The organism is Saccharopolyspora mangrovi (assembly GCF_035320975.1).
Taxonomy (GTDB): domain Bacteria; phylum Actinomycetota; class Actinomycetes; order Mycobacteriales; family Pseudonocardiaceae; genus Saccharopolyspora; species Saccharopolyspora mangrovi.
In genome coordinates this window covers 60,285-77,088 of the sequence record NZ_JAWLNX010000026.1, presented here as the reverse complement: position 1 = coordinate 77,088, position 16,804 = coordinate 60,285, and the positions used below count along the sequence as shown (strand labels likewise).

Genomic DNA, 16,804 nt, shown 5'->3' with positions numbered 1-16,804 from the left:
AACGGGTGGATCAGAGAAGGCCGCGGACGCTTCCACCGTCGACGCCCCACACCGAGCCGGTGACGAAACCGGCTGCGGGGCTGGCGAGGAAGACGATGACCTTGGCGACCTCTTCAGGGGTGCCGAGGCGGCCCATCGGTAGCTGGCGCAGGCTCATCTCGTGCTCGACGGCCTGTTCGGGAGGCATGTTGTGGAACTCGGCCATCGTGTCGGCGAACCCGCCGGGCTTGGTCCAAAACGGTGTCCAGATCGGCCCCGGGGCCACGGCGTTGACCCGGATCTTCGGGCCCTCAGCACGGGCCAGCCCCTTGGTCACGGCCAGGACTGCGGCCTTGCTGGCCGAGTAGTCCATCGGCACTGCCTCGGGCTGGCGACCGAGGTCGGAGGCGTTGTTGATGATGCTCGTGCCCTCGGATCGACGCAGCTGCGGCAGGCAGGAGCGGCTCATGCGCACATAGCTCATGAAGTTGAGGTCCATGGTGCGCTGCCAGTCGGCATCGGTGAGTTCGTCGAAGGTGCGCACGGCGCCGGCCCCGACGTTGTTGACCAGTACATCGACACCACCGAGGTCGTCGATCGCAGCGGCCGCCGCCTCCCGGCACCCGTCCTCGGTCGACAGATCCGCCGTCACCGGGACGATCGAGCCGGTGCCCGTGGAGAGCTCGCCAAGTGCTGTCTCATCGATGTCGAGGGCGGCGACGTGGCCGCCTTCCGCGGCGAATGCTTCCGCGGTGACCCGCCCGATGCCGGTGCCGGCACCGGTGACGATCACGCGTCGGCGGGTCAGCTCGAGGTCCATGATGTTCTCCTGATCACGGTGGTCAGTGGTGCGGAAGCGAGTGACTCGATGAGTCTGAGAGGTCCGTTGGACCCCACGCCTCTGTCGTTTCGGGCGCGGAGCAGGACACGCCCCGGTCAGTCAGGTGCTGACTGCGGGCGGCCGATCGGGTGTGGCGCCGGTCTCGCCAGATAGTGCGGTCTCGGCGATGGCGGTGTCCAATACCGATCGTTCGCACCATTGATTCGCCACGCATATAGATAAGCTCAGGCGGGTGACGCGAGCGTTGCAGCGCCGCTGCGGCGGGACGCAACGGCGCAGGGGGCTGAGCCCCTGCCATCCGAGGGTGCGGGCCACGAGCAGGCCTCCCACATGATTCGAGAGTTGGAGGCCAGGCGTCGTGCCTGGAGAGGCTGCGCTCCTCAGATCTGGGGGGCGTGTGGAGCCGCTATCGCGCCGCTGGACCGTGTCGCTGGGTTAGGACCGTCCGCGTCGAGTGGAATTTGCGTGGATTTCTTCAGCCACGTTAATGAACCCTTCCAAGGTAGGGCGAAACCATTCCCTCGCCCAGATGAGACCCATTTTCACGTGAATCGGGTCGTCCTGCAGCGGGCGGTAACTGACCCCCATCCTTTGCAGTCTCCGGACCGAGGCGGGCAGCAGCGAAACACCGACACCGCTAGCGACCAGTCCAGCGATCGTTCCGATGAGGGCGGCCTCTTGGACGATGTGCGGCTTGAAGTCGGCTCTGCGGCATTGCTCGAGGATGACCTCGCGCAGACCCTGGCCGCTGTGCCCTACGACCGCCACGAATGGTTCCTCAGCGAGCGATTCCATGGCGATCTTCCGCTGTGCTGTCAGGGGGTGGTCCACCGGCAAGGCTGCCACCAGCGGCTCGCGCGAGATCGGGGCGGACTCCAGGTTCCGGTCACCGAAGGGAGGCGAGTCGTTGAAGGGCAGGTAGAAGCAGGCGCAATCCAGCGATCCCTCACGCAAACCACGTACCTGCAGTTCCGGCGTGAGTTCGTGCAGGACGAGACGAACGTCGGGAAACCTCTTGCGGAATTCCCTGAGAATCGGTGGCAGAATTTCCGCCGTCGCGGAGGGGACGAATCCGAGAGAAAGCTGACCGATCTCACCTTTGGCGACTCGCTGCGCCTCAACGACGTTGCTGTCGAGTTCGCTCAAGAGCCTTTTCGTTGACCTTTGAAAGACCTCGCCGGCCGGGGTGAGCGTGACCTTGCGGGTCGACCGCTCGAAGAGGGTGACCGCCAGCTCGTCCTCCAGTTGCCGGACCTGGGCGCTCAACGGTGGTTGGGTCATGTTGAGCCGGTCCGCGGCCCTGCTGAAGTTCAGCTCCTCAGCGACGACCAAGAAGTACTGCAGCTGTCGCAGTTCCATCGCTCATCCTCTTCCTCATCGGCCACGACGCGCGGCCTTCGAGGCCGACTGCGCACAGCGGCCTGCCTGCGCACGGCCTCGGCGCTTGCTCGACGACAGGTGACCACCAACGCCAGCTATATGTTTGCCCTCTAAATCGAGGCAAAAACAAGTATTGGACAGTGTGAATCCTGCGGTCAACCATGGATCCACAGTGCACCGACGCGGCGTGAGCACCGCAGCGTCTTCGATCACGAACGAGTGGAGGGGCCATGGCCGACGACGTCCTCACTGCGCGCAGTCAGCCTGCGTGGCTCCCCGGCACAGGTCCGTCCCCGATCACCAGCCGAAGCTCGGTGGCCAGGGCAGGTGCTGGACCGAACGGGCGGGCTAAGGCCGCCAACAGCGGCGGGGCCGCGATCGACATCCGGCAGCACAGTGCCCGCGGTGGCCTCCACGCAGCGGCGGGACGCTGCCGCAGGCGTCAGATCGGGCAACGCTCAGGACTGCACAGACCGGTGCTCAACCGGTCGGTGACCACGTGGCGTCTCGTGCCGGATCGGACCAGCCGTGCCCAGACGGCCGATCCCAGGGCGAGGAAGGATCCTATGACTGGGGCGATGTCGGAGATCGTCGGAGATTTCGTCCATGACTGCCTCCCGAGACGGACTGTCTTCGGCGCCGGCGTGAGCGGAACGCAACTCGCTTCCGAGTTCGATCGTCTCGCGATCACCTCGGTGCTGACTGTCACCTCGCCCTCTCAGGTTGCGGTTGCCGAGGACCTGGTGCAGCAGAGCCACCGCGGTTGCGCCGGTGTCGTGACGCTCCGCCCAGGCGAGAACGCCTCAGCGCGATCGCAGGTCGTCGAGGCCATCGCTGGCAGCGGTGCGGACTGTCTGTTCGCGGTCGGCGGCGGGACGGTCATGCACGTCGCCAAGGAAGCGGCGGCACTGGCGGCCGTGCCCGTCGTGGCGGTGCCGACCACCTACGCAGGCGCTGAGTTGAGCTCCGGTCCCGAGGAGTTCCTCCACGACCAGGCGCCTGGGGCCGCGCAGCTCGTGCCACGGGTCGTCCTCTACGACCCACAACTGACCTTCTCCCTTCCGGACGATTTCACGGCCGTCTCAGTGATGACCGCGCTGGCCAACGGCGTCGAGGCCCTGTGCGCTCCCAGGGTGAGTCCAGTGTTCACGTTGCTGGCCGAAGACGGGCTGCGACGACTCGCCGACGGCTCGCCGGACGCGATCTTGCACCCGAACGGCCTCATCGGCCGATCACAAACCCAATACGGCGGTTATCTCGCCGGGGCCGCCTTCGCCACAGTCCCACCGGGACCCCATCACAGGCTGTGCGCAACGCTCGCCGACTTCGCCGAGCTCCGGCGCGCCGACGTGCATGCGGTACTACTGCCGTACTCACTCGGCGCGAAGCGCACGACCCGACCGCTGAACCTGGCGCGCATCGCAGGCGCCCTGGGGCACAACGACGCGGTGCAGGGCGTCCGGGCGCTGGCCTGCGACGTCGGGGCGCCGCTGTCGTTGAAGGAACTTGGCATGGACCTGGCCTCGCTCGAAGCCCTCACTGAGTCGCTACCCGAAGGGACCGACCGCATCTGCGGGTTCGAACCCGGAGGTCTGGCTGACCTCCTCACCAACGCCTACGACGGGACACCGCCTGAGCAGGGCTGAGTCGGACCCCAGCGTCCGCAACGCCGTCCACGAGCGAGGAAAGGACTCACATGCGTCTGCAGGGCAAAGTCGCTCTGGTCACCGGAGGGGCACGCGGAATCGGCCGCGCGATCGCCGAGCTGTTCGCCGAACAAGGCGCGCGGGTGATCGTGGGGGACATCGACGCCCCGGGCGGTTCAGCGAGCGGAAGGATCACGTGGCGCGACCTTGACGTGCGCGACCTCGCCAGCTGGCAAGCCGCGACCGATGCGGTGGTTGAGGAGCACCAGCGGATCGACGTGCTGGTCAACAACGCCGGTTTGGTCGGTGCCTATGAGCCGATTGATGAGATCAGCCTGCAGGACTGGACGCGTGTCGTGGAGGTCAACCAGACCGGCACCTTCTACGGGATGCGTACCGTGATCCCGCACATGCGAGCGCAGGGCGGCGGATCCATCGTCAACGTCTCGTCGATCTGGGGCATGGTCGGTTGCCCAGGTGTGGCGGCCTACCAGGCGAGCAAGGCCGCCGTGCGGATGATGACCAAGAATGCCGCGCTGTCCTATGTGGCTGATGGGATCCGCGTGAACTCCTTGCACCCGGGGATCGCCGACACTCCGATGATCGCCGAGCAGGACACGGCGATCACTGCCGAGGTGATCGCCGAGACGCCGATGCGGCGCGCCGCGGCCCCTCGCGAGATCGCCTACGGGGCCTTGTTCCTGGCAAGCGACGAAGCAAGCTATGTCACCGGCATCGAGTTACCGGTCGACGGCGGTTACACCGCGCCATGAGACACCCACCAGCATCCGCGCACAGCACAGTTTTTGGAAAGGTGAGCCCGCGATGAACGATCCGCTGCTGTTCAGCGAGGTACGATCCGCTGAGACCGTCGCCGCGAGCTTCGGCGAGGAGACCGAGCCCCGGCTCAAGCAGGTGATGACCTCCCTCGTGCGGCACCTGCACGACTTCATCAAGGAGGTCGAACTCACCGATGCGGAGTGGGAAGCAGCGATCGACTTCCTCACCCGAACCGGACAGTCCTGCACGCCGGTGCGCCAGGAGTTCATCCTGCTCTCCGACGTGCTCGGTGTCTCCATGCTCGTGGAGACCATCAACAACCGTTCGCTCGACGTCGCCACGGAGTCCACCGTGCTCGGCCCGTTCCACATGGTCGAATCACCCCCGCGCGAGCACGGCGAGAACATCGCTCTCGACGGCAAAGGCGAGCAGTGCCTGGTCACCGGCCGAGTCACCAACGAGAGCGGTGAGCCCGTCCCCGGCGCGCAGGTCGATGTCTGGCAGGCCAACGACGAAGGCTTCTACGACGTCCAACAGCCGGAAGTCCAGCCAGAACGCAACCTGCGCGGCGTGTTCACCGCCGACGACACCGGAGAGTTCTGGTTCCGCTCCATCGTCCCGCGCTATTACCCCATTCCGGACGACGGCCCGGTGGGGCAACTGCTCGAGGCCACCCACCGCCATCCCCACCGGCCGGCCCACATGCACTTCCAGGTGACCGCACCGCAGCACCGCCCGCTGACCACGCACCTGTTCGTCGACGGTTGCCCCTACATCGGCTCCGACGTCGTCTTCGGCGTCAAGGAGAGCCTGATCCGCCGGTTCGACCTCGTTGACGACCCTGATCGCGCCGCCGAGCTCGGTTTCGACAACCCGTTCCGCGCCGTCCACTTCGACATCACGCTGTTCAGCGAGAACGGCAAGGAGGTGCACCAGTGACCACACCATCGCCGTTCACCTACGAGGCACTGCCCATGCGCGTCCGGCTCGGCCCGGGTGCCGTCGCCCAGCTTTCTGAGGAGATCACCGGTGCCGGGTTGCAACGCGTGCTGATCCTCTGCTCTCCCGAACAGCAAGACGTCGGCGAATCCATCGCGACCGCGCTCGGTGACCAAGCCGCCGAGGTCTACCCCCACGCACGCATGCACGGTCCCGTCGAGGTCGCCGCGGCGGCTCGAGAACGCGCGCGGCAGCTCGGCGCCGATGGGTGCGTGGCCGTCGGTGGTGGATCGGCGATCGGCCTCGGCAAGGCGATCGCGCTGGAACACGGCCTGCCGATCATCGCCGTCCCGACCACCTACGCCGGGTCGGAGATGACGACCGTGTGGGGCCTGACCGACAACGGCCGCAAGCGCACGGGCAAGGACCGCCGGGTGCTGCCGGTCAGCGTCCTCTACGACCCCGAGCTCACCATCAGCCTCCCACCGCAGGTCTCGGCCACCAGCGGCATGAACGCCCTGGCCCACGCCGTCGAGGCCCTCTACGCACCCGACTCCTCGCCGATCATCAATCTCATGGCCGAAGAGGGCGTGCGCGCTCTGTACACGGCCTTGCCGGCCGTCGTCGCCGACGGCACCGACCTCGAGGCGCGCACCGAAGCGCTCTACGGCGCGTGGTTGTGCGGCGCCTGCCTGGGCGCTACGACCATGTCGCTGCATCACAAGCTCTGCCACACCCTCGGCGGGATGTTCGACCTCCCGCACGCGGCCACCCACACGGTCGTCCTTCCCCACGCGTTGGCCTACAACCAGCCCGAAGCGCCACGAGCGGTGGCCGCGCTCAAGCGGGCGTTGGACATCAACAGTGACCCGGCGACCGCCCTGTGGGAGCTCGCCGGGCGCCTCGGGGCCCCACGCTCGTTGCACGAGCTGGGAATGGCGGAGTCGGCCATCGACGCGGCCATCGAAGCCGCCATGACCTCCCCCTACGCCAACCCACGCCCTGTCACCACCGAAGGCCTCAGGCACCTGTTGTCTGCCGCCTGGGCCGGCAAGCCTCCCACCACCTGACGGTCCCTTCCGAGTTAAGGAGGTCGCACATGAGCACCGAATCTGACGTCGAAGCCATTCGGGCCTTGGAGGACAAGCGCTACGACGCCGTGGTCCAGCGCGATTTCGACACCTTCGAGGCTCTCGCGCACCCCGAGCTGACCTACACCCACTCCAACGGGGCGGTCGACACGCTCGAGAGCTACTTGGAGAAGTGCAAGAGCGGCTTCTACGTCTACCACACGATCGATCACCCGATCGACAAGATCACGATCGTGGGAAACACCGCGGTCGTCGTCGGTGAGATGAACGCCGACCTCACCGCGGGCGAGACTCGCAAGCAACTCACCAACCGGGCACTGGCGGTCTGGGTCCGCAGCGGCGGCGAGTGGAACCTGCTCGCCTACCAGCCGACCGTTCGACCGTAGTGCTAAACCCAGAAGGACTGGACATGACCGACAACGAACTGATCGCCGCGTGCTGGGTCACCGCCGGAGCCGCACGCCCGATGGAGCACGACGACCGCAGTCCCCTGGGCGTGCGCGAACGAATCGAAGCGGCCGCCAAGGCAGGGTTCAAGGGCTTCGGGATCGGCTACAGCGACCTGCTCGAAGCCGAGAAGACCGTGGGCTACAAGGGACTTCGATCAGCGCTGGATGACAACGGCATCAAGTACTTCGAGATTGAGATGCTCGAGGACTGGTTCGTCACCGACGAACGACGCGCAGAAGCCGATACCAAACGCGCGAACATGCTCCGCGCGGCCGAAGCGGTCGGAGCACGGCACATCAAGGTCGGCGGCGACTTCACCGGTGGCCCTTTCGAGCCCGACCACATGGCCGAGGAGTTCCACGCACTCGCCACCGATGCCGCCAACGCGGGCACGCGGGTGGTCTTCGAACCGATGCCCTTCGTCAACGTCAAGACACCTCAGCAGGCACTGGAGTTCGTCCAAGCCGCCAACCACCCCGCCGGCGGGATCCTGATCGACATCTGGCACGTCGTGCGCGCCGGAGTCGACATCGCCTCGCTCAGCGAGATTCCCGGCGAGTACATCCACCACATCGAACTCGACGACGCTCCGCTGAACTTCGCCGGCGACGTCATCGCCGACACCTTCAACGGGCGCACCTTCTGCGGCGAAGGTGAATTCGACGTGGCCGGATTCGTCGAGGCCATCAAGAAGACCGGCTTCCGCGGCCCCTGGGGCGTGGAACTCCTCGGCGCTGAGTACCGACAGCTCCCGCTCGAGGAGGCCGTCCCCAAGGCATACCGCACCACCATGGAATTCCTCGAAGGATAACGACTCCACCGGGGTGGCGGGGAAGCGCTGCCACGCCGCAGCGCTTCCCGCCCCATGGACACTCACCGGAATCCGTTTCATGGTAACGGCAAAATCTGCCTGGTAGGGCAACTCCAGGCGACAAGCCGATCAATCATCGGTCCAATTGCACAGCTTCCTTCACTCCTCGGCGGCCGCAACCCCATCCGAGGACTGACTGCCTTCGCGTCCACAACCAGTGGGACGCCACTCCTGTCCGGCCGCACTGCGGGGTTACACGCCCTGCATTGTCGCTCCAGAACGCGGGAACGGCGCGACTAGAACAGTTCGCGTCAAACGTTTTGGAAGCTGAAGAAGAATGACCTCGCACAAAGGAGTGCCTCGTGCTTCCGCTCGCAGACTCATCAATGCGCCTTCCCGCGAACGCCGTCGACTACCTGTTCCTCGGCATCTACTTCGTTTTCGTCCTCGGTGTAGGCCTGATCAGCAAGCGCTCGATTTCCAGCAGCCTGGACTTCTTCCTGTCCGGCCGCTCGCTGCCCGCCTGGGTCACTGGACTGGCCTTCATTTCGGCCAACATGGGCGCGCTCGAAATCCTCGGCATGGCCGCCAACGGAGCCCAGTACGGCATGCCCACGACCCACTACTACTGGATCGGCGCGATCCCGGCGCTGATCTTCCTCGGGCTGTTCATGATGCCGTTCTACTACGGATCAAAAGTCCGCAGCGTGCCCGAGTTCCTGAGACGGCGGTTCAACAAGCAAACACAGCTGTTCCAAGCCGTCATGTTCTCCATCGCCACAGTGCTCATCGCCGGCGTCAACCTCTACGCCTTAGCGGTTCTGGTGCAGGCGCTGCTGGGATGGCCACTGTGGATCTCCATCGTGTTCTCCGGCCTGGTCGTCCTCGCCTACACCACGCTCGGCGGGCTCAACGCAGCCATCTACAACGAGGTACTCCAGTTCTTCGTCATCATCGCCGCGCTCGTGCCGCTCACCGTGATCGGCCTGACCAAGATCGGTGGCTGGGACGGATTCGTCTCCAACGTCGAGAACTCTCGCCTCGGCGAACAAGCGATGCACGCATGGCAGGGCACAGGACTCGAGAACACCACGAACGCCCTGGGCAACTGGATCGCCATCGTCTTCGGTCTGGGCTTCATGGCCTCGTTCGGGTACTTCACCACGAACTTCGCCGAGGTACAGCGTTCCCTGTCCGCCAACAGCATGTCGGCAGCCAAACGAACCCCGATCATCGCTGGTTTCGTCAAGATGTGCCTGCCGGTCATCGTCGTGGTCCCGGGCATGATCGCGGCCGTCACCATTCCGCAGGTCGGCACGCCCGGCGAGATGACCTACAACGACGCCCTGCCCGCACTCATCGGACAACTCATGCCGAACGGACTGCTGGGCGTGGCCATGGCGGCACTGCTGGCCTCCTTCATGGCCGGGATGGCCGCCAACATCAGCTCCTTCAACACGGTCTTCATCAACGACCTCTGGCAGCCGTACATCCGCAAGGGCCGAAGCGACCACTACTACCTCCAGGCCGGTCGCGTGGTCACGATCATCGGCGTCCTCATCGCCATCCTCACGGCCTTCATCGCGGCCGGCTACACCAACCTCTTCGACTACTGGCTCGCGCTCAACAGCGTCTTCAACGGACCGCTGTTCGTGACCTTCCTCATCGGTCTGCTGTGGAAGCGCATGACCCCGTGGGCAGGCTTTTTCAGCCTCGTGCTCGGCACCATCACGGCAGTGACCGTCGTGATCCTCCACAAGACCGAACTCGTGCACTTCCAGGGTGATCAGGCAGCCGCACTGTGGGGCGGGACGTGCACCCTCATCGTCGGCACAGTCGTTGCCGTTGCAGTCACTCTGGTCACCAAACCCAAGCCCGACAGCGAACTTCGCGGGCTGGTCTGGAAACTCACCCCGAAGAAGGACCGCGCGCACGAGACCAGCGGCTCCGACCGCGGCTGGTATCGCTCACCCGCATTGCTGGCCGGCGTGTGCGCCAGCATCACCGTCGCACTCACCGTGTTCATCGGATAAGGGAGACAACAATGCCCGCCACCGAAACTCCGCCCAGAGAAACTCACCACCCAAGGCAGTCGCACACCCTGTTGAGCTACCTGTTCGATCTCCGCTCGATCATCGGCCTGCTCCTCGGAACATATGGTGTCGGCCTCACCTGCTACGCCATGGTGGCAACCACGCCGCAACAGCTTGAGCAAACCGCAGGCCTGCACATGAACCTCGGAACCGGACTGGCCCTGCTCCTGATCTCAGCAGCCTTTCTGATCTGGTCCTTCCTGCGCCCAGCGCACGTGGACCCGAAGGACTGAGCCGACACAGACGCGGTGCTGAGCTCGTCACCACCCGCCCCGGCACGGACGAACAGTCCGTGCCGGGGCATCAACTCCCGGCCGGACCAGGCGCCGACCATGACGGCAGTTCGATGAAGTAGCAGGCCACACGTTGCGGACGCCGGGGTCCCGGTGCGGGCCCCACATGGGCACCGACTAGCAGATAGACGCAGCTGCCCCTTCCTGCCGAGGCCGAGGCTCCCAGCTTTGATCAGTCTTTGCAGTTCAGGCGCGTCAGACAGACGCTCGCAAGATTGCCCGTGAGTGGGCTCGGGTTGAGCTTGAGACCTCGACACGAGCCTAACTCAGGGTGATTTTCGTTCAGTGTTCTTGGTTGGTGGCGAGTGGGTGTGGTTCGTCGGTGAGGGTGGCGAGGGCGGTGGCGATTTCGGTGATGCTGGCTTGGGTGTAGGTGGTGGTGGCTCCGGTGTTGCTGTTGGTGGTGGTGTGGCCTGCGTAGGCGCGGGCGATGGCGTAGCCGTGGTTGCGTTCGACCCAGGTGAGGGTCGTGTGACGCAACCAGTGGGTGCTGACTCCTTGGGTGGTCACCCAGGGCAGGTGTGTGCCGATGCGGGTCCAGAGGTGGTCGTAGCGGCGTCTGGTGATGGGGGTGCCGTTGCGGTAGCGCAGGAGCTGGTCGCCGGGTGTGGTGGCGCCGCGTTGTTGGGCATGTTCGCGTAGGTGGGTCATGAGGGTGGGGGAGACTGGCTGCCAGCGGATGGTCTCGCCTTTCTCGTGGAGCCGGATCAGGCACTGGTCCGGATCGAGATCACGGAGAGTGAGAGCAAGTGCTCCGCCGCGGCGGCAGGCGGTCTCGATGTGCAGGCGCAGGATGAGAGTGTCCAGTGCCGGGTCATCGCCGGTCGTGGCAGCGACATGGTTGATCTCATCGAGCCGGTTATCCGGCAGTCCCCGCCGGGTGCTGGCCAGCCGCCGCGGTTTGGTGGCGTTCTTCGCAGGGTTGTCGGCCTCGCTGATGACCTTGTCGGCGACGGCGTGGTTGTAGACGCAGCGGATGGCGGCGATGAGGTGCTCGGCCGCACCCCGCCCACCGCGGGCATTACGGCGCACCACGACTTGGGAGCGGATGGTTTCGGCGAGCTGCTGGATCTCCAGCGTCGTGGGTTCGTCCAGGTGCCGATCGCCCCAGTGTTCAAGGATGCGGTTCCAATAAGTGCCGTACACACGCTTGGTGCCGGGGGAGACGGCCTTGGCAACCTCGGGGATGTAGTCGGCGAACGTCGGCGCCTGCGGCTTCGGTGCGGATGTGCCGAGGAGGTCTTCAGGGGTGAGGCCGAGGCGCTCGAGTAGGAGGCGGGCGGCGTCGAGGTCGCTGGAACTGGAGTTGCTGGTGGTGTTGTGGGTCATGGTGTGGCCTTCGTGGTGAGTTCGGCTCGAGCGGCTGCGTGGCGGGAAGCCAGGGCCGCGTCGAGGGCGGTGAGGGTGTCGACGAGCAACACGTTGTTGCCGGGATCGGCGGCCAGGAGCACCGCATCGCCGGCCCGGATGCCACAGCACCGCCGGGCACGGGAGGGCAAGGCGATGGAGGCCGTGGCCGGGAGGCGATGGACACCGGTGGGATCGGGATAGATCACCAGCGCCGTGGAGGTCGCCTGGACCGCGATGGGCTGCCGTGGCGGCCAGTCCAGTGCTCGCAGGATCGGTCGGGCCGAGACCCGGCCTGCGCGGTCGACGTGGCCGATCCCGTAGAGGGTCGCTGGCGGTTCTGGTTCGGTGCGGATCGAGGGCACCGACAACGGCCGCCGCTCCTGTCGAGCCCCGCGGGCGTGAAGCGGGGAGTCGACCCGGGGCGGGACCAGCCCGCTGATGATCTGCTCGCTCACCGCACCCACCGCCCCAGCGGGAGGGTGGTGAACGCAGCAACACCGCAGCGATCAAAGGATCGCTGCGGTGTTAGAGTGCCTGCCGTGCGTGGGTGAAATTGCACGCACTTTTGTGTCCGAGGGGGGACTTGAACCCCCACGCCCATTAGTAGGGCACTAGCACCTCAAGCTAGCGCGTCTGCCATTCCGCCACTCGGACGCCTCGGGTCTGCCGCCGTTTCCGGGGCGTTCCCGCTGTGTTGTGTTAATAGATTAGCTCATGGTCATTTGGGCCTCGCAAGCACCCCCCTGTTGGCGCAGCGGGTGATAGAAATGCCTGGTGAGCGAGCACAACGGGATCTCCGGTAGTGATCAGGACGCGGGGTTGGCGCTGGCGCAGGACGAGGTCGTTCAGCTGGCCAGCGATCTGATCCGCATCGACAGCACGAATACGGGCGACGCCGAGACGCTCGTGCCCGAGCGGGCGGCGGCCGAGTACGTGGCCGAGAAGCTGGGCGAGGTCGGGTACGAGGTGACCTACGTCGAGGCCGGTGACCAGGTGGGCCGGGCGAACGTGGTGGCGCGGCTGCCCGGGGCCGATCCCTCGCGGGGTGGGTTGCTGGTGCACGGGCACCTCGACGCCGTGCCCGCGGATCCGGCCGAGTGGTCCGTGCACCCCTTCTCCGGGGCGGTGCAGGACGGCTACGTGTGGGGGCGCGGGGCCGTGGACATGAAGGATATGCTGGCGATGAGCCTGGCCATCGCCCGCCGCTACAAGCGCGATGGCGTCGTGCCGCCGCGCGACATCGTCTTCGCGTTCGTCTCCGACGAGGAAGCCGGCGGGTTCCAGGGCGCCCAGTGGCTGGTGGACCACCGGCCGGAGCTGTTCGAGGGCTGCACCGAGGCCATCAGCGAGGTCGGCGGCTACTCGCTGACGCTCAAGGACGGCGTGCGCGCCTATCTGGTGCAGACCGCGGAGAAGGGCATCCGCTGGCTGAAGCTGCGCGTGCGGGCGCGTGCGGGCCACGGGTCGATGGTGCACGGCGACAACGCCGTCACGCAGCTGTCCGAGGCCGTGGCCAAGCTGGGCAACCACCGGTTCCCGCTGGTGATGACCGACAGCGTGCAGGAGTTCCTGGACGGGGTCAGCGAGATCACCGGCTGGGACTTCCCCGAGGACGACCTCGAGGGATCGGTGGCCAAGCTCGGCAACATCTCCCGCATCATCGGCGCGACGCTGCGCGACACCGCCAACCCGACGATGCTCACCGCCGGTTACAAGCACAACGTCATCCCCTCGGTGGCCGAGGCGGCCGTGGACTGCCGCATCCTGCCGGGGCGCGAGGAGGCGTTCGACCGGGAGCTGGCGGATCTGCTGGGCCCGGACGTCGAGCGCGAGTGGGTCGGGCTGCCGCCGGTGGAGACGAAGTTCGAGGGCAGGCTGGTCGAGCAGATGCAGGCCTCGTTGCTGGCCGAGGACCCCGGTGCCAAGGCGCTGCCCTACATGATGTCCGGCGGCACCGACGCGAAGTCCTTCGCGCGGCTGGGCATGAACTGCTACGGCTTCGCGCCGCTGCAGCTGCCGGCCGACCTGGACTTCTCGGCGCTGTTCCACGGCGTGGACGAGCGGGTGCCGGTCGACGCGCTGAAGTTCGGGGTGCGGGTGCTGGACCGCTTCATCCGCAACAGCTGAGTGTCGGTGGTGTCTGGTTGCATCTCCCGCAGTTGATCATCGTTTCGGGAGGTGTCGCGTGGACCTGGCGCGCTTGGTGGAGAGCTACCTGGAGCACCTGCAGGCTCGGAAACTGGCGGCCAACTCGTTGCGCGCCTACCGCCGCGACCTGGAGTCGGTGGCCGGTGAGCTCGTCGAGCTCACCGGCACGGCGGCCGAGCGGCTTGCGGTGGAGGGGCTGGACGCCTCCGTGCTGCGGTCGGCGTTCGCGCGGTTCGCGGCGAAGCGCTCGGCGGCGACGGTGACCAGGGCGTGGTCGACGTGGAACGGCTTCTTCGGCTTCGGTGTCATCGAAGGCGCGGTGCAGGGCAACCCGATGCAGGTGGTGCCCAAGCCGCGCAGCGCCCCGGCCTCCCCGAAGCCGCTGCAGGGGGAGGAGACCCCGGAACGCCTGCTGCGGCAGGTCGCCTCCGGGGTCCGCAAGGCGCGAAATCCCTGGCCGGAGCGGGATCTGGCGATCCTGGCGACCTTGCTGTGCACGGGAGTGCGCTCGGCTGAGCTGCTGGAGCTGACCGTGGCGTCGCTGGCCGGGCGGGCTGGTGACCGGCGGTTGCACGTGCAGGGCAAGGGCGGCAAGAGCCGGTCCATCCCGATCGAGGACAGCCTCGACGAGCTCATCCAGAGCTACCTGCGCACCCGCAAGCAGCGCTTCGGCAATCGGCTGCCCGGTGCCGACCCGCTGTTCGTCGACCATCGGGGCGAGAAGCTGCGGCGCGGGGGTCTGCAGTACCTGGTGCGGCGGTCGTTGCAGGCCGCTGGGGTGTCCGACCGGGTGCAGTCGGGGGCGATGGTGCACGCGTTGCGGCACACCTTCGCCACCCGGCTCGCCGAGGACGGTGCCAGCGCCGCGGAGATCGCCAAGCTGCTCGGGCACTCGTCGATGAACTCCAGCCAGACCTACATCGACGTGACCGCCCGCGAGCAGCGCCTGTCGGTCAGGGCCAACCGGACGTTGCGGGTGCTGGGTGAGCTCGGTTAGCCCCAGGTGGTGGTTTGGGCGAGGCCGATGCGGGTGCCGTTGTCGTCGGTCAGCAGAATCGCCTTGCCCAGCTTGGGGTGGGTGATGCGCTCGACCTCGCCGCCGCGTTCGGCGGCGTGGCCGGCGACCTCGTCGAGGTCGGTGACCGCGAAGTAGCACAGCCAGCCGGGCTGCCCGGGTGCCTGGGTGCGTCCGGCGATCGCGCGGCCACCGGAGAGGTAGGTGCCGTCCTCGACCTTCCAGCCGAGCGTGTCGGCCCAGAAGGCGTCGGCGCGAGCGGCGTCGGTGGTGGTCAGCTCGGCCCAGCAGGGTTCGCCGGGGCGCGGTTCCGGGGCTTGCGGCCCGTGCTGGGCGCGTCCCTTGGTGACCTGGGCCAGGGCGTTGTCCGGGCCGGTCAGCGAGCAGTCCATCGGGGCGCCGGCGAACACCAGCCGCAGGCCTGGGGTCTCGTCGGCGCGGGGTTTGCGGACGAAGGCGCAGCGGCGGTTGCCGACCCAGCAGTCCAGCCCGGTCTGGCCGTAGGCCGGTGACCAGTCGAGCACGGCTCGGTAGAAGAGGGCAGCAGCCATCGGGTCGGGACTGAGCAGGTCGACGCGGCGCAAGCCGCGGACCGCGTGACGTGCGGGCACCGTCGTTTCCTCGCCACCGGGGTTGAACTCATCTTGCCACCCGGTCATCTCGGCACAATGCTCCGTTTGCCCCAGGTTACGGGCGGGCTGGTCGTGCGTCGCGGGTGTTGTGCGGGCGCTCAGCGGAGGCGCTCGAGCTCGGCTGCCACGTCGACCACCTGCGACGCGAGTTTGCGCAGGTCAGCGTGGTCGGCGTCGTCGTCGACGGCGGTCACCACGTCCTCGGCCGCGCAGCGCAGCTGGAACAGGCGGTCTTGCAGGTCGGCGAGTTCGGCGGCCGAGAGCACCACCGAGTCCTCGGGGAGCCCGCCGCGCTGCACCGCCGTCCTGCGCTCGTAGGCGCGCTGCCGGCAGGCTTGCGCGCAGTACAGGCGCGGCCTGCCCTGCCTTCCGGAATCGGGTACGCGCCTGCCGCACCAGGCGCAGTGCCGCACCTGGCGAGCTCGTCGGGTGGGCTCGACGGAGTTGTCCACGCTGATCACGTTAGTCAATACCGGTGATCTTCTCGGAGTCGCCACGCCGACTCCGAGGCCACCGGCCCGACACCGAACGGTCATCTGCGTGCGGCACAGTGGGCGACCGTGACGCATCCCTTCCTGGACGGGCCGTGGCCGCGCGCGTTCGCCCACCGCGGCTGGCATCTCGGCGAGCTCGCCGAGATGGAGAACTCGTTGAGCGCCTTCCGGGCCGCCGAGGCCGAGGGCTACCGCTACGTCGAGACCGACGTGCACGCCACCAGCGATGGTGTCGTGGTCGTCCACCACGACGCGAGCTTGCAGCGCACCACCGATCGCGCGGGCGAGATCGCGGACCTGCCGTTCGCGGAGGTCTCCCGCGCCAGGATCGGTGGGCGGGAACCGGTCGCGAGCTTGGACGCCGCGCTGGAGGAGTTCCCGGACCTGCTGTTCAACATCGACGTCAAGGCCGACAGCGCCGCCGGGCCGGTGCTGCGCACCATCGGCAGGCACAACGCCTGGGAGCGGGTATGCCTGGCCTCGTTCAACGACCGGCGCCTCGACCTGCTCGGCAAGGTCGGCGGTGCCAGGCTGCTCACCTCCACCGGTCAGCGCGGTGTTGCGGCCCTGCGGGCGTGGTCGCGGCTGCCGGTGGCGCCGCCGTCGTCGTTGATCCGGGGTGCGGCGGTGCAGGTGCCCACGCGGCACAAGGGGATCGAGGTCGTCGACGAGCGGTTCGTGGGGCTGGCGCACCGGTGGGGTGTGGAGGTGCACGTGTGGACCGTCGACGAGCCCGCGGAGATGCGGCGGTTGCTGGATCTCGGTGTGGACGGACTGGTCACCGACCGCCCTGACCTGTTGAATCAGCTGTTGCGGGAACCGGAGGGCGAACCGGCTCCGGGCTGACCGGAACAAGATTCGC

General features: G+C 67.1%; 17 protein-coding genes and 1 tRNA gene. 11 read left to right on the top strand and 7 right to left on the bottom strand.

Annotated features, from left to right (window positions below):
• Positions 1 to 10 precede the first annotated feature (10 nt).
• A complete protein-coding gene (locus R4I43_RS28100) occupies positions 11 to 799 on the bottom strand; it encodes an SDR family NAD(P)-dependent oxidoreductase (protein ID WP_324268711.1) in 789 nt (262 codons plus the stop codon).
• 456 nt (positions 800 to 1,255) lie between these two features.
• Positions 1,256 to 2,179 (bottom strand): LysR family transcriptional regulator, encoded by a 924-nt coding sequence (locus R4I43_RS28095; protein ID WP_324268710.1) that lies wholly within the window; start codon positions 2,177 to 2,179, stop codon positions 1,256 to 1,258.
• A gap of 251 nt (positions 2,180 to 2,430) precedes the next feature.
• Here R4I43_RS28095 and R4I43_RS28090 point away from each other — a divergent pair, with 251 nt between their 5' ends.
• From R4I43_RS28090 to R4I43_RS28055, 8 genes are all read left to right on the top strand, one after another.
• Positions 2,431 to 3,846, top strand: coding sequence for an iron-containing alcohol dehydrogenase (locus tag R4I43_RS28090; protein ID WP_324268709.1), 1,416 nt, complete (start codon positions 2,431 to 2,433; stop codon positions 3,844 to 3,846).
• 50 nt (positions 3,847 to 3,896) lie between these two features.
• A complete protein-coding gene (locus R4I43_RS28085) occupies positions 3,897 to 4,619 on the top strand; it encodes an SDR family NAD(P)-dependent oxidoreductase (protein WP_324268708.1) in 723 nt (240 codons plus the stop codon).
• Positions 4,620 to 4,671: 52 nt separating this feature from the next.
• Complete coding sequence (locus R4I43_RS28080) at positions 4,672 to 5,565, top strand: intradiol ring-cleavage dioxygenase (RefSeq protein WP_324268707.1); 894 nt, start codon at positions 4,672 to 4,674, stop codon at positions 5,563 to 5,565.
• A complete protein-coding gene (locus R4I43_RS28075; RefSeq protein ID WP_324268706.1) occupies positions 5,562 to 6,635 on the top strand; it encodes a maleylacetate reductase in 1,074 nt (357 codons plus the stop codon). The genes R4I43_RS28080 and R4I43_RS28075 overlap by 4 nt, the downstream gene beginning before the upstream one ends.
• A gap of 29 nt (positions 6,636 to 6,664) precedes the next feature.
• Positions 6,665 to 7,042: a nuclear transport factor 2 family protein gene (locus R4I43_RS28070; RefSeq protein ID WP_324268705.1), complete on the top strand. Its 378-nt coding sequence runs from the start codon at positions 6,665 to 6,667 to the stop codon at positions 7,040 to 7,042.
• Positions 7,043 to 7,065: 23 nt separating this feature from the next.
• Positions 7,066 to 7,917 (top strand): sugar phosphate isomerase/epimerase family protein, encoded by an 852-nt coding sequence (locus R4I43_RS28065; RefSeq protein ID WP_324268704.1) that lies wholly within the window; start codon positions 7,066 to 7,068, stop codon positions 7,915 to 7,917.
• A gap of 386 nt (positions 7,918 to 8,303) precedes the next feature.
• A complete protein-coding gene (locus R4I43_RS28060) occupies positions 8,304 to 9,950 on the top strand; it encodes a sodium:solute symporter family protein (protein ID WP_407691327.1) in 1,647 nt (548 codons plus the stop codon).
• 11 nt (positions 9,951 to 9,961) lie between these two features.
• Positions 9,962 to 10,243, top strand: coding sequence for a hypothetical protein (locus R4I43_RS28055; protein ID WP_324268702.1), 282 nt, complete (start codon positions 9,962 to 9,964; stop codon positions 10,241 to 10,243).
• A gap of 342 nt (positions 10,244 to 10,585) precedes the next feature.
• Here the strand turns inward: R4I43_RS28055 and R4I43_RS28050 are convergent, their stop codons facing one another.
• The 3 genes from R4I43_RS28050 to R4I43_RS28040 all read right to left on the bottom strand — a co-directional run bounded on the left by R4I43_RS28050 (position 10,586) and on the right by R4I43_RS28040 (position 12,307).
• Positions 10,586 to 11,632, bottom strand: a complete 1,047-nt coding sequence (locus R4I43_RS28050; protein WP_324268701.1) for a tyrosine-type recombinase/integrase — start codon at positions 11,630 to 11,632, stop codon at positions 10,586 to 10,588.
• Positions 11,629 to 12,108, bottom strand: a complete 480-nt coding sequence (locus tag R4I43_RS28045; protein ID WP_324268700.1) for a hypothetical protein — start codon at positions 12,106 to 12,108, stop codon at positions 11,629 to 11,631. Before R4I43_RS28045 ends, R4I43_RS28050 begins: the two co-directional genes overlap by 4 nt.
• Positions 12,109 to 12,221: 113 nt before the next feature.
• Positions 12,222 to 12,307: transfer RNA gene (locus R4I43_RS28040), tRNA-Leu, on the bottom strand.
• Positions 12,308 to 12,427: 120 nt separating this feature from the next.
• On the opposite strand from R4I43_RS28040, the gene R4I43_RS28035 reads away from it, so the two are divergent.
• Both R4I43_RS28035 and R4I43_RS28030 read left to right on the top strand, forming a co-directional pair.
• Entirely contained in the window at positions 12,428 to 13,780 is a 1,353-nt protein-coding gene (locus R4I43_RS28035) for a M20/M25/M40 family metallo-hydrolase (protein ID WP_324268699.1), read from the top strand.
• Between the two features lie 58 nt (positions 13,781 to 13,838).
• A complete protein-coding gene (locus R4I43_RS28030) occupies positions 13,839 to 14,798 on the top strand; it encodes a tyrosine-type recombinase/integrase (RefSeq protein WP_324268698.1) in 960 nt (319 codons plus the stop codon).
• On the opposite strand, the gene R4I43_RS28025 is transcribed toward R4I43_RS28030, so the two are convergent.
• Positions 14,795 to 15,475 (bottom strand): VOC family protein, encoded by a 681-nt coding sequence (locus R4I43_RS28025; protein WP_324268697.1) that lies wholly within the window; start codon positions 15,473 to 15,475, stop codon positions 14,795 to 14,797. The genes R4I43_RS28030 and R4I43_RS28025 overlap by 4 nt on opposite strands.
• 71 nt (positions 15,476 to 15,546) lie before the next feature.
• Positions 15,547 to 15,900: a hypothetical protein gene (locus tag R4I43_RS28020; protein WP_324268696.1), complete on the bottom strand. Its 354-nt coding sequence runs from the start codon at positions 15,898 to 15,900 to the stop codon at positions 15,547 to 15,549.
• A 108-nt stretch (positions 15,901 to 16,008) separates the two neighbouring features.
• Between R4I43_RS28020 and R4I43_RS28015 the strand changes: the two genes are divergently transcribed.
• The gene (locus R4I43_RS28015; protein ID WP_324268695.1) at positions 16,009 to 16,788 is read left to right on the top strand and encodes a glycerophosphodiester phosphodiesterase; all 780 of its coding nucleotides are present in this window, start codon (positions 16,009 to 16,011) and stop codon (positions 16,786 to 16,788) included.
• Positions 16,789 to 16,804: the final 16 nt, after the last annotated feature.